The sequence below is a fragment of the Mycobacterium lehmannii genome (genome assembly GCF_001499925.1).
Classification (GTDB): domain Bacteria; phylum Actinomycetota; class Actinomycetes; order Mycobacteriales; family Mycobacteriaceae; genus Mycobacterium; species Mycobacterium lehmannii.
Window position 1 is genome coordinate 460,297 of record NZ_LQIR01000001.1, and the last position, 13,024, is coordinate 473,320.

At 62.8% G+C, this 13,024-nt stretch carries 9 protein-coding genes and 1 pseudogene; 5 read left to right on the forward strand and 5 right to left on the reverse strand.

Annotated features, from left to right (window positions below):
• The first annotated feature begins 134 nt into the window (after window positions 1-134).
• The 3 genes from AU192_RS02245 to AU192_RS02255 all read left to right on the forward strand — a co-directional run bounded on the left by AU192_RS02245 (window position 135) and on the right by AU192_RS02255 (window position 4,374).
• On the forward strand, window positions 135-1,373 hold the full coding sequence (locus AU192_RS02245; RefSeq protein WP_064394047.1) for a glycosyltransferase: 1,239 nt from the start codon (window positions 135-137) through the stop codon (window positions 1,371-1,373).
• A gap of 296 nt (window positions 1,374-1,669) precedes the next feature.
• Complete coding sequence (locus AU192_RS25560) at window positions 1,670-2,365, forward strand: hypothetical protein (RefSeq protein WP_133148005.1); 696 nt, start codon at window positions 1,670-1,672, stop codon at window positions 2,363-2,365.
• Complete coding sequence (locus AU192_RS02255) at window positions 2,362-4,374, forward strand: O-antigen ligase family protein (protein ID WP_064394049.1); 2,013 nt, start codon at window positions 2,362-2,364, stop codon at window positions 4,372-4,374. The genes AU192_RS25560 and AU192_RS02255 overlap by 4 nt, the downstream gene beginning before the upstream one ends.
• An 88-nt stretch (window positions 4,375-4,462) precedes the next feature.
• Here AU192_RS02255 and AU192_RS24945 read toward each other — a convergent pair whose 3' ends face one another.
• The 3 genes from AU192_RS24945 to AU192_RS02270 all read right to left on the reverse strand — a co-directional run bounded on the left by AU192_RS24945 (window position 4,463) and on the right by AU192_RS02270 (window position 9,048).
• Window positions 4,463-5,206 carry a class I SAM-dependent methyltransferase gene (locus tag AU192_RS24945; RefSeq protein WP_082694876.1) on the reverse strand — a complete coding sequence of 248 codons (744 nt, stop codon included), beginning with the start codon at window positions 5,204-5,206 and terminating at the stop codon, window positions 4,463-4,465.
• A gap of 170 nt (window positions 5,207-5,376) precedes the next feature.
• Window positions 5,377-6,891: an oligosaccharide flippase family protein gene (locus AU192_RS02265; protein WP_064394051.1), complete on the reverse strand. Its 1,515-nt coding sequence runs from the start codon at window positions 6,889-6,891 to the stop codon at window positions 5,377-5,379.
• A 108-nt stretch (window positions 6,892-6,999) separates the two neighbouring features.
• The gene (locus tag AU192_RS02270) at window positions 7,000-9,048 is read right to left on the reverse strand and encodes a hypothetical protein (protein ID WP_064394052.1); all 2,049 of its coding nucleotides are present in this window, start codon (window positions 9,046-9,048) and stop codon (window positions 7,000-7,002) included.
• 912 nt (window positions 9,049-9,960) lie between these two features.
• Between AU192_RS02270 and AU192_RS02275 the strand changes: the two are divergent.
• Both AU192_RS02275 and AU192_RS02280 read left to right on the forward strand, forming a co-directional pair.
• A pseudogene (locus AU192_RS02275) lies at window positions 9,961-10,374 on the forward strand (DoxX family protein); the annotation flags it as partial.
• 181 nt (window positions 10,375-10,555) lie between these two features.
• The gene (locus AU192_RS02280; protein ID WP_064394199.1) at window positions 10,556-11,521 is read left to right on the forward strand and encodes an asparaginase; all 966 of its coding nucleotides are present in this window, start codon (window positions 10,556-10,558) and stop codon (window positions 11,519-11,521) included.
• Here AU192_RS02280 and AU192_RS02285 read toward each other — a convergent pair.
• Complete coding sequence (locus tag AU192_RS02285; RefSeq protein WP_064394200.1) at window positions 11,518-12,378, reverse strand: TIGR03619 family F420-dependent LLM class oxidoreductase; 861 nt, start codon at window positions 12,376-12,378, stop codon at window positions 11,518-11,520. The genes AU192_RS02280 and AU192_RS02285 overlap by 4 nt on opposite strands.
• Window positions 12,375-13,010, reverse strand: coding sequence for a PaaI family thioesterase (locus AU192_RS02290; protein WP_064394054.1), 636 nt, complete (start codon window positions 13,008-13,010; stop codon window positions 12,375-12,377). Before AU192_RS02290 ends, AU192_RS02285 begins: the two co-directional genes overlap by 4 nt.
• Window positions 13,011-13,024: the final 14 nt, after the last annotated feature.

The window sequence follows — 13,024 nt, forward strand, 5'->3', positions numbered from 1 at the left end:
GGTGGCTGCCAGACTTGCCGGGTGGAATCGACCGTAGATGCTTGGGTGATGGCATGCTTGCGGGCCCTGACCCTGATCGATGTGTTCAGGTTCGGTGGCGCTGAATCGCTGCTCGCGGTTGTTCGGGGGCGTCGGTGAGCGCCGCTCGGATCGATTACCTGGTCTCCCGGTTTCCCCAGCCTTCCGAGACGTTCATCGTTCGCGAACTCGACGCTTTGGCGTCGAGTATGCCTTACACGTTCGGGCTGCGATCGCTGTTCCCGGCGCACGCCTCGGCGGTACACGACATAGCGCGCAAGTGGGTCCCGCAACTACGTCGCCCATCAGCGGCTGAGGCGTTGCTAGGGCTCGGATGGGCGACGGCGCGCAACCCACGAGTCCTCGCGTCCGTGATTGCCACGGTCACAAGGGAATACGTCGCACATCCGAGCCGGCTCGCGCGAGCCCTGGTAACGGTTGCCCTTGCCTGTGCGCATGCCAGGGAACTGCAACGTTCGAAGGTTGCAGTGCACCTCCACGCTCACTACGCGACGTATCCGGCGCTTGCCGCGTGGGTTTGTCACCGACTTCTCGGGGTCGGCTACAGCTTCACCGCCCACGCCCACGATCTTTACATCGACCAGTCCATGCTGGCCATCAAGATTGCAGAGGCGGACTTCGCCGTCACGATCTCGGAGTACAACCGCCGATTCCTGGATCGTTTCGCCTCACCCGGTACGGCCGTGACCGTCGTGCACTGCGGCATCGACCTGGACAAGTATCCGTTCCGTGAGCGGGCGATGCCGGCAGAGGGGCCCATACGTGCGCTGTGCGTCGCGACTCTAGGAGAAAAGAAGGGACATCAGGTCCTGTTCCGTGCGCTTGCGATCGGAGGGCCCGGTGTCGACCGAATCCAGCTGGATCTCATTGGCTCGGGTCCGCTCCGTGACTGTCTTGGCAGGCTGGCGGATGAACTCGGGATCAACGATCGGATCACGTTCCACGGCAGCCGCACCGAAACCGAGGTCCGCGACGCTCTCGCTGTGGCGGACATGTTCATCCTGCCCAGCGTGATTGCAGCCGATGGGCAAATGGAAGGCTTGCCGGTTTCTCTCATGGAGGCATTGGCCTGCGGGCTACCGTCAGTTTCCACGGCGCTTTCCGGGATCCCAGAAATCGTCCTCGATCGCGAGACGGGATTGCTGGCTATTCCGGGAGATGCCCAAAGTCTCCGCGATGCAATGGAGTCGATCATTGGGAACCCCTCCGCCGCGAAGCAATATGCCCGGGCTGGAAGGAAGCTGGTGGAGCAACAGTTCGATATTCATACCGCGACAGCCGCTCTGTCGCAGCTTTTCGAACAGCACTCGACGTGGACCGCGGGATCAACGTGAAGTAGGTCCACTGGTTGAGAGATCGCGGATGCGCGCACAGACCCCATTGAAGGTTTGGCGCGCGGCTAGCGAAGAGGTCGCAGTTAATACCCGGATCGGGCGTGAGAGCCCACGAGCGTAGTCATGGAGGCCAGCCTTGCGATCCGCCTCGATTCGGCTTGCCGATCGGGTTCGGTGCCGGCACCCGCGCCGTCGACTATGATCAGCTCCCGCACGTGGTCACGGCCCCCCGGCATACTTCGGCCCAACCGGCTCGGCCTGTGACAACAACACCGGACGACGGCGAAAGAGACACCATGATCAAGCGGCGCTTCGTCATTCTTCTTTTCGCTCTGATCGGCGCTGTTCTCGGGGCAGCATTCGGAGCGCTTGCGGCGCCGACGTCGCAGCGCTACACGGCGTCGGTCAATGTTGCGCTGACTCCCGGGCCAGATTTGACGACCGCGGAATCATCCAGTTTCTGGGAAGTTCTGACCCGCGGCCAAATCAGTCGAACGGCAGCCATCGTATACGAAGACTCTCGCTGGCTAACATCAGCGGCCAAGGCCGCAAATGTCCGGCAGAGCGAACTTACCCTCAGCGCCAATGCGTTACCGGATACCTCGGTACTTTCCGTCAGTGTGACAGCGAACTCATCGGCTGCCGCCGAGGCGGCGCTCAGCGATGTGTTGACTACTGCGTCCGCGGAAGTAGCGTCGGTGACCGCACCATTCCTGGCGAAAACGCTGTCGCCGACGGAGGGCAGTGCGCGTCGGGTTCCCGTTCCCGGCAAAGCACAGTTCGCGGCGGCAGGTGCACTCGCAGGGCTTCTGGGCGGCGGTAGTGTCGGATGGTATTTCCTGCGACGACGCGGTGGTTCGCGGCTCGCCCACGATCAGCCTACTGACATCGTCGAGACCGACGCCGTCGACCAAGGCTATGCCGCCCACCAACATGATCCCCTCGGCCAGAATGATGCTGTCGTCGGGAATCGCGCTAAACATTCGGCATGACGAGTTTGAACCGGACCGCTGCGGCCGCGAACGAACTTGCCGGGTTCATCCTGGCGGCAGCGGTCGCGACTTTCGGTGCACTCGTCATTTTGGGATCGCGAAACCCGGTGCTTTTACTTGCGGCGCCGATCGGCGGGATCGGATTGATCTTCGCGGCTCGGCGTCCGCTTCTGGCGGTGACCATCATGGTTGTCGTCGAGGTCACCAATGTGTCCGGGGTGCTGGCCCCCCGCTTGGGAATCCCGTTTTTTCCGGCATCCTTGCTGATGGGCCTGATGGCAGTCGCCTTCGCACTACGCGATCCAAAAGCCAGGAGTCGACTCAACGGGTGGACGATGGCGTGCGCCGGCTTCCTGGTCGTGTTTCTGGCCACCCAGGCGGTAGCCACGATCGGCAGCGTGGATATGTCGGCATCACTGACCACCATGCGCAGGGGAATAATCGACTGTCTTTTCGTCATGTTGATATTGCTACTGGTTCAGCTGACCGCACGGCCATGGGTGCTAGCCGTAGCCTTCGTTGTGCCGCTGGCTTTGCTGAGTTCACTGACTGTCATCAATGAGCTGATCTTCGGCGGCACCATGCCGTTCGGCGGTTTCGCCGACGTGGCTGCTGTGACGGCAGCGGACCAGAGTTTCGCTACGCTGCGCTACGGTGGTCCGTTGCCGGACTCGAACTTCTGGGGTCGTTACCTGGTCATGGCATTACCCCTGGCGGCTGCTCTACTGACCAGGGCGCTGCGCTCCGGGCGGCGGTACGCAGTGGCGATGTGGATGCCGGTGCTCGCAGCCCTTTTCGCTGGAATCTATCTGACCCAGTCCCGCGGGACGTACGCGACCGCCGGCATCGCGATGGCCGTGTGGTTTCTCGCCTGCGAGCGATCGGTTCGACGGCGCGGCATGGCGGTGCTGCCGCTGGCCCTACTGGCTTTCGCGGTGCCGGGCATCGGAGATCGGCTGGTGCAGACAGTCGTTGACCTTTCGCAGGCCCAGGAAAATTACAGCATCGACTCTTCGACGCTGAACCGAGTCTCGGCCGTCGAGATGGCTTGGAAGATGTTCGAGGACCGCCCGTATTTCGGATTTGGTCCCGGCTCATTCGTCAGTGAGACGATCAATTACGCCGGGCGGGTGTCCACCGCTACCCGGGGTTCGGCCGGCGCCCCGCACAACTTGTACGCCGAATTTGCCGGCGAGTCCGGCGTTTTCGGGTTACTTGGCTTGGCGGTGCTCATCCTGGGATTTCTGACCGTGGTGGTACTGCGGATCATCGCACAGCCCGCCTCGAGCGACCGGGTGCTGGCCGCGGCGGTGTGCGCGGCGATCATCGCATATTCAGTAGCCAGCATCGCGTTGCACATGGCGTATTTCCGCGCCTTCGGAGTGGTGCTGGCCCTAGCGGCAGGACTTGCGCCGGCGTTGCCGTTGTCGGTTGATGTGATGCCCCGATTCCTGCGTGGTGTCGCTGTCTGGCTACTGGCGGGGATACTCGGATGCTTCGCATTCTGGCTGTGCCTATCGGTGAGCAGCTCTCCGAGCGTCACCGCGACCCAACGGGCGACGTTGGTCCCGGAAGGGCCTATCGACGGCTGGTACGCCTATGCGCTGGACATCCGCTCTCGGATCGAGCTTCTGCCCACATTCGCGACCATATTGCAGGACACAACCTCGCCGGTCAGCGTCACCGCCGACCCGGTGCGGGGAGTGCTGAAGCTCACCACTACCGCAGACACAGCGAGTGCCGCCCGCGACGAGATCCAACTCGCCGCCGCACATGCCGGATCAGCGTTGAATGCCTCAATCGGTTACCAGCAATACTCTTTGCGGACGGTCGGTGGCATGCAGATCGTCCCTTCCCAGAAGCGAGCGCCATTCGCTCCGGTAGTGGCCGGCGCCGTCGGCGCCAGCACCGTACTGGTGGCTGGGCTGGCACTGTCCCGCATGTTGGCAAGGCGGCCAAAGTACACCCCGTCCGGCCGATCGCCAACCGGGGATCTGGTAACGGTGTGACGCGCAAGTCCATCGTGCCGACCGTCGAATCCTGGTAGTCCGGTCCACCGGAGCGCCGAAATAACGAAATCACCTACGCACCGAGTGCTCAGCGCTTCACTGCCCGCGCGCACACTTCCACTGCGAAGCGTGGGTCGTGATGATTCAACTGTCGTCTTGTGAACTCGTGGGCCGCGAGGCCTCGAATCTCACCTGCAGCAGTCAGCGAGTTCCCGTAGGCCCGGGTAACGATGTTCTCGTCTTCGAAAGCGCCGGCAAGTGCGAACCGAAGTCCCTCCTGCGTGAAGCGAAATAGTTCGCCGTACTCCGGACAGCACATGCTCACCTGCGGCACTGCAATCAGCACGACCCCACCCGGTCGGAGAATGCGGTGCAGCTCTGCAATCGCCTTCTCGAAGCCAGGGATAACGTGCAGCACGTGAGTGCAGATTATGCAGTCGAATTGGTCGCTGGGGATGTCGTTTGCCGTTGTAAGATCGGCTTGTATCGTGGTATGTGGATTACCCGCCTCAAGGTTCAGTATGTCAATTTTCGTGATCCGAGAATCTTCGCCAAACCTAGACGTATAGTCATTTGCGGAAAACTCGAGACAATTGCCCCGGATATCTTCGGAGAACTCGGGAAGAAAAAGCTCCTCAAGGTAGTACCGGGCAATTTCCTGGCCACGATCTCGCCCCCACCAAAAACTTAATGGCTGCACACCAACTGACAGGCGTACTCTCGCATAGGGTGAGACAAGCCCACGAAATATCTTCTTGCCGGAGTCTTTAACAGCTCGCGGAGATTTATCGAGGAGACGCTTTGCGATCTGTTTCACTTGGTTGAATCCCATCTATCAAGTCGACTTGCCAAGGGGCCCATCTGTCAAGCTGTCAGATGCGGGCACGAGAACCAACTGAATTTGCCAATTAGCCTCGTCTTCTCCTCCCCATCATGGGCCGTCACCGAATTCAAATACTGATCCTCGCAATCGCGAAGCCACGTAGGCGCCGTGCCGTCCATCTATGCGCCAGCCTTCCGCTGCCCGGAAACCGCCTTTTTCACAATCGCGCCAAGTTCTCTGATTGTCTCGCGCGCGAAAAGCGACATCATGATGGATGCCCCGAGAACGCCCGCACAGGCGGTCAAGGCCAGACTCAATAAGCCGGGCGGCAGAAAAATGTTCGGCCAAACTCCCAGTGCAACGATTCCTAGCGCGGCGATGAACCCGGGCCGGAGCGCCCGAATCACCGGCCCGAGCGTCAGGCCGACCAAGCGTGCAGCGAGAATCGTCAGAAGCGTGCCGAAAAAGAATTCGCTAACGACGAGAACTCCCGCTATGTAGGTAAGGCCGCGGCTTGACACCGCAACCATTGCCGACAAAATCAAAGCTGTCTCGGGAACAAGCACGAACAGCAGTGTGCGCGGGCTGCCTAGTGCCGGAAATACATCCGACACACCATATCGCACCGAGCCCAAACCTAGGGCGATGCCTACGAGAACCATCGGTGCAGCCGCAGGTAGCCAATTCTCGCCGAAGACAACCACTATTATGTTTTCGGCAGACAGGGCAATCAAAGTTCCAATCGAAAATCCCCACAATGTGATCACCCGCAGCGAACGTACGACGGCCGACCGCAATGTTGCGGCGTCAACGGCTCGAGCGGCTGAATATGCTGGAAACACGACGGAGGAAAATACCCAATACACATTGTCGAGCAACAACTGTGGCACTTTGTAGGCGATTGTGTAAAAGCCGAGCGCGGTTGCGCCCAGCGCGCCCAGAACGACGAAGTAGTCACCGTAGCCTGCGAGCGCGTAGACGATAGCGACACCGAACATGTTGAGCGAATACGCCAGGATCGACTTCAGGATTGGAAGGTCGAATACGAATCTGGGCAGGAAGCGAAGCAGGCCCCACGCCACGGGTACGCGAACGATCTCACCTGCGACGTAGCCGACTGCGAGTGCCCAAACGTCGAAGCCAGCCACCGCGAGCAAAATGGAAACGGCGGCGCGCACCGCGGCTGGCACCAGCTCTATCCAGATGCGACGTCGGAAATCCAGGTTCCGCTCGAGCACCTTTGTCGGCACCAGGGCACACGCTGTGACTATCACCGATAGTGACAGCAGTCTGAATACGTTCGCTTGATCGGAGACTCCGAAAAAGTTTGCAAGAAACGGGGCAAAGATCACCCCGACGACACCGAAGACAACGGCAAGCACGACGTTCAACGTCCAGGCGACTTGGACGCGGCGTCCGATACCTTCGCCCTGCTCGTAGATTACCGAGGCGCCAACACCAAGATCCGCCAACACCTGCAGGTATGCGATGTAAGCCAATCCAGCCGCGATGACACCGAACGCCTCGGGCGTCAGCACCCTAGCCAGTACAAGCGTGCTACCAAAGGTGATCGCCTTGCCGCTGCCGAAGCTGAGCAGGGCCCAAAGGAAACCACGCACGCTGCGCCCAGTCAGGCTCGGCGCAGCGGCGGATTCGTCGTCGCCGTCCGAATCCTTAGCGTCGGACAGGCGCATCACGAATAACCAGCACTCAACGACCGGTCCGGCGACCGGCGCGTCAGGCTCGCTGAGTTGAGCATGCTGTCAACGTGGCCTCGATTACCGTGCCATAGGGTTTCCTCGTCAGGACTGCACGTCATCATCGCCCGCCGGCTGGCCGCTGCCCGACCGCGACCTTCGACCGCCCATCCAGAATGCAACGATGCCGACCGCGACCGCTCCGCCGACCCCGACCAAAGCCCACCACGGCGAGATGCCATCGGAACTGCCAGAGGACTCCTGCGCCGTCGGCGACATCGATGGCCCGTAGACACTGAAAGCTCCGCTATCTGGAACTATCTCCGGCTCTCGGCCGGCAACAGCGACCAGCGCATTTCCACGCAGGCTCGACCACCGCGTGGGGTCGCTGGCCAGCCACCTCAGCAACTCGTCGAGTTGCGCGGCCGCGCCATTGGACGTCGCTATCAGCAGGGAGCGTTGGCCGTCGAACACTGTTTGCAGGGATCCGAACTGAATCCCTGGGTCGAGGCTGAAAGTCGTGTCCGCCGTATTCTCGCCACCATCAATCGCACCCATCAGTTTCAGGCGCCCGTCCTCGGCGCTCACCGGCAGCGAAATCGACGACTCTGTCCAGCCGTCCGCACTGATGAGGACAGCCGGATCGTCGCTGTTCATCGCCTGCTCAAGAGATGACACGTCAAACGAGAGCGGCACCGCGCTGAGCCGCTGGAGTCCCACCGCAATTTGCGTCGCGCGGGCAGTGTCGGCGAACCTGTTCGCACCGATGCCGACCAGCATTCGTGGCATCAAAGCCTGTGGCAGGGATTGAAAACCGAGCGGGATCGGCGGCTGGGCTGGAGCGCTCTCCACCACGGTGTTGCCACTGATCTCCAGCCTAATCGCTCTGAAATCGCCACAGTATCCGGTTTCGCCACTGGTCTCGACTCTCACGTCCAGGTTGGTGAAACGCTGCACGAGGCGGTCGGGAACCTCCACCCACTGATCGATTACACCGTTTGATTCAGTCGGCCAGGATCCGACGATTTCTCCTCCGACGGAGGCCGTCATCTGTGAACCCAAGGCGGCTGGAACCGGCGTGTACGTCCCCAACAAATGCACCCGGATCCCCTGCGTGGGATGACCGAACCGGGTCTGGTCCAATCCGATGCTCACCTTCGGAGCCACACCCACTGCAGAAAGTTTCGACGCGCCCAACTCGGTCAGCGTCGCGAGGTTGCCTGGCAGTGGGGGAATAACGGACGGTAGATCGCCCGGAATCACCTTCGTACTCAGCGCCATTTTCACAGAGCCGCGGGTAAGCAGCCGGGCGTTATTGGTGAGCTTGTCCGCCGGCCCGGAGATGAGTAGGTCAGGCGGTCCCGCACCTACTAAGGCAACACCTTCGTCCGGACCTTCTTTGATGATGATTCGGCGTTCAAATGGTAGCGAGGGGCTGCCGGGAATGGTCGCGTCGTCGGCCAGCGGCACGAGGACTACCTGCGGGTTCTGGCTCCGATAGCGTGCCGACAGGGTGGCTGCGAGCTGCACCGCCGCTTCAGATTCGTCTTCTGATGGCGTAGCAGGCACCCCGATTGTCAGGGTGCGCAACAGGGGCGGAAGAAAGTCGGCGACCGTGGTCGGGGCGAATGCCTCTCCGGCGTAACTGACCGAACCATTGACGAATCTGACCGGGTTCTCTGTATCTAGACAGTATCCGTCTTCGGCGAGCGCGGTCAGTGTCAGGTTCACAGATGCAGACTCGTCGACAATCTGGACACCATTAAGGGGAATGACGAGCGGGGCAAGGTCTGTCGGTGGCAACCCGATCTGTCCGATGAGACGGTCATCCTGCGTAACGGTCAAGGTTCCGGACCTCATATTGAACGGAAGATCGACGGTGACATTCAGCGATGTCGGGTATAAGCCCGCTGGCACGGGGATGTACAAGGGGAGGGTGGCCGTGGTCCCGTAGAACACCAGCGTGCCATCCTCACCCAAATCGTTCAGCGGCAGAGTGAGGGCAGCGCCGGGATCAGGGGCCGGTGGTGGCTGGGCGTTGACCACTGGCGCCGAACAGATGGGAATTGCAATGACCGCGGTGAGCGCTGCGAGCCGTCCGAGCAATCGGGCACCCAGGGCCGGAATCGTGGGCAGTTGAGTTCTCCTCGTCATCGCATGACGCCAGAAACGTCGCCGGAGGCACTTTACAAGAATTTTCAAGAATTGCCGTGCGATCGTGATTCGCCGCAATGCCAATCGTCACTATTGGAACTATTGGACAACGCTAGCGCCCCTCCAACGAGCTATGACCCTTATCTGCTACCACCGGGTCTCGTTTCACACGTAGTAATCTCACGCGAATCCGACGTCGGCCCGGACGGCAGGACTTTGGCCGATGTCGGGTCGTCGACCATCTCAAGAAAAGCGCCGCGCGCCGCCTTGTCGGCTGATGATGCCGACCCTGGACTTCCGCCTCGACATTCACTCATCCCCTGGGTTCGGGACCCATCCCCGACGGCCCCCTGGCCGAACTGGTATGCGGGCGTCATCGAACTGGTGGTCCGTCTACTGGTGCTAGTAGGATTGTTCACGCGAATCGGGCGTCACTCGGTTCCGGGGCAATGGCCATCGTCGTCTACTTCACCGGGCATCAGCCAGTCATAGGAGACCGCGCACTATTACGACGTGTGAAGAGCTCTGACCAAAGAGCCGGTGGCGATTGCGCCGCCGGCCCTTTGGGCATTCAGCTGTGAAAATCCTGTCCGCCGGCGCGTAGGGTTGAATCACATGACGACCAATCTGGACGCACGCCTCGCCGGTTACTCCGCACCGTTCCTGAGCATCCCGCATCATCTTCGGTCTGCTGTTCACGCTGCACGGCTCGCAGAAGCTGTTCGACTGGCCGATCGCCGCGCCGATGCCGATCGAAGTCGGGGCGTGGCCGGCATGGTGGGCTGGACTCCTCGAGTTCGTACTCGTCGTACTTCGACGTGTAACCGAGCCGGGTAAACATCAGTCGACACTTCGGGCCGGGCGAGTCAAATCGCCCGGCCCGAAGTGCGTCTGCGCGTAGGGTAAACGCGCATGACGACCTTCGACGCACGCCTTTCCAGCTACTCGTCGCCGCTTCTCAGCCTCTTCCGGATTATCGCCGGGCTGATGTTCTTTCTGCATGGCACTATGAAGATCTTCGGTTGGCCGATCGGTGAAGCCATCCCCGTCGGCACCTGGCCACTGTGGTGGGCTGGGATGATCGAACTCGTGGCGGGGCTGCTGATCACCGTCGGACTGTTCACGCGCATAGCGGCTTTCATCGCGTCCGGTGAGATGGCGGTGGCGTACTTCTGGATGCACTGGCCGCCGCTCGAGGGTCCTCCTGCCAGCTTCTGGCCGTTCGAGAACGGCGGCGAGGCCGTGCTTTTGTACTGCTTCGGGTTTCTCGCCATCGCAGGCTTGGGTCCAGGTGCCTGGTCGGCCGACGCCCGCCGCCGCACCCGAGTCGGTGGCGCGGCGCCCGGACGCGTGGTCACCGGCACCGCCGCACCGGCCGCCACTGCGGGGCCGGCCGCAACTGCTGCGCCGGTTCGCCGTCGCGGCCTGCTGAGCCGTTTTCGGCGGTGACGCGCGGATGCGCAGAGGACTTCTGGCGGCCGCGGTAGCGGTCGCGACGGTGACGAGCATGCTCGGCCCGGCGGCATCGCCCGCCGGTGCCCAGAACGCCCGCCTGGTCGTGATCACCACCGGCGGCACGATCTCGACGAGCACCGATCCCAGCGGTGTGCGGCGGCCGACCGTCGGCGGTGAGGAACTCGCCGCCGGTCTGGACGTCGAGATCGTCGATCTGATGCAGAAGGACAGCTCGCAGCTGACCCCCGCGGATTGGGACGCGATCGGCGGTGCCGCCAAGGACGCGGTTTCCAACGGCGCGGACGGCGTGGTCATCACGCACGGCACCGACACCATGGAGGACACCGCGATGTGGCTGGACGTCACGTACCGCGGTGGCCCGCCGATCGTGTTGACCGGTGCACAGCGGTCCTCCGACGCCCCCGACGCCGACGGGCCCAAGAACCTGCGGGACGCACTGACCGTCGCGGCCAGTCCGGCCGCTCGCGAGCAGGGTGTGTTGATCGCGTTCGACGGCACCGTGTTTCAGGCACTGGGCACCCGCAAGATGGATACCGCGATGCTGTCCGCGTTCGCCGGCGCACCGATCGGCACGGTCGGCGGCGACACGTTCACCCTGACCCAGCCGGCGCGACGCCCGTTCATCGCCGAGGTTTCGGCGGCCAACGCGCCGCGCGTCGACATCGTCGCGGCCTATCCGGGCGACGGGCCGGGACCGATCGACGCCGCCGTCGCATCGGGTGCGCGGGGAATCGTGGTGGAGGCGTTGGGTTCCGGGAACGCCGGCGAGGGTGTGGTGGACGCGGTGCGTCGGCATGCGCCTGCCGGCGTCGCATTCGCGATCTCGACGCGCGTTCCGACCGGTCCGGTCGAAGCCGCGTACGGACCCGGCGACGACATGGTCAAGGCGGGAGCGGTGATGGTGCCGACCCTTCGGCCCAGTCAGGCCAGGGTGCTGGTGATGGCGGCGCTGGCCGCGGGCCAACCGGTGGGCGACGTGATCGCTCGCTGGGGCTAGCTGTCGAGCCGAAGGTCCTTGCGGAACCGCTTCATCCCATCGATCTTCTCGGCCAACGAGGCTGCCGGGCCGGCGTAGAACATCCACGGCATGGTGATGATGCCGGTGATGCCGCCTGCTTCCGCACGGTCGAAATGATCGGGGGTGAACGCGTCGGTCAGCGGGGTCAGCACCTCGAAACCGTCCATGGTCAAACCCTTTTCGGCGCGTAGGTCGCGCAGCGTGGCGACGCGTTCGAGGGCACGGTCGGTGGTGATCAGGTCGCCGATCCAGCCGTCGTGGCGCGCCGCGCGGCGAAGTGCGATATCGGAGAGCCCGCCGACGTACACCGGGATCGGCGGCGGTGTCGGCTCCATCTCCAGCTTCGGCGTTGTGTAGAACTCGCCGTCGAACTCCGTCCAGCCCGGTTTCCAGAGTTCCTTCATCAGCTCGAGCATCTCGTCGGTGCGTTTGCCGCGACGCGCGAACTGCTGGCCCATCAGCGTGAACTCCTCCTCGCACCAGCCCACGCCGATGCCGAGTTCGAGTCGGCCACCGGCCAATACGGCCGCCGTGCCAATCGCCTTCGCCGCCGAGTACGGGTCGCGCATCGCGGGCAGATACACCGTGGTGACGAACCGCGACCGTGATGTGACGAGGGCCAGTCCGCCGATCAGCACCCACGGATCGGGCCAGTCGGTGAACGCCTCCCAGCGCCTGCTGCCGTCCTTGGTGTAAGGGTACGGGGTCTCCAACGTCTCGAGGTTGACGACGTGATCCGGGATACCGAGGCCTTCGTAGCCGAGATCGTCTGCGGCCTTGGCGATCTCGACGGCCTCTGCGGTGTCGAGGAACGCCAGGCTGACATAGAACTTCATCCGGCGTCCCTCGCCCACGCCGGCTGGATGAACACACCCTCAGCTTCCACCGTGGGCCCCTGTGCGTCGAGCAGATATCCGCGGGCGAACGTCTTGACCCCCTCGGACCGTTCCACGAACGCCTCTGCACGCAGCGGTCCCAGCGGTGTGCCGCGCAGATAACGCAGCGAGATGGTGCCGGTGAACTTCGGCTGGGTAAGGCCGTCACTGGCGGCCTCGCCCAGTAGATGGTCGAGCACCAACGCGCAGATGCCGCCGTGCACCCACCCCGGCGGCCCCTCGTAGGCACCGCTCAGCGTGAACTCACTCCAGCAGCGACCATCCCGTTCGTGGTGGATGACCATCGGCGGTGCGATCGCATTACGCAGTCCCACAGCGGGATTCGCCCACGCCAGCGGACGGCCGGTGACCTCGTGCCGCAGGGTTGAGGACACCGGGCGCTGTGTGCTCTCGAGAATCCGTGTGACGGCCTCGATCTTGGCCTGCGCGTCCGCGACGGCGGTCTCGTCGATCTCGGTGTGCAGGCTCGCACAGATCAGTCGGCGCACCGCCTCGGTCAGCGGACCGTACAGCGCGCGCTGGCGCTCGTACTCCTCGTCGGTGATCACGTCGAACCCGAAATCCATGCTCATCGGCTGTGCCTATC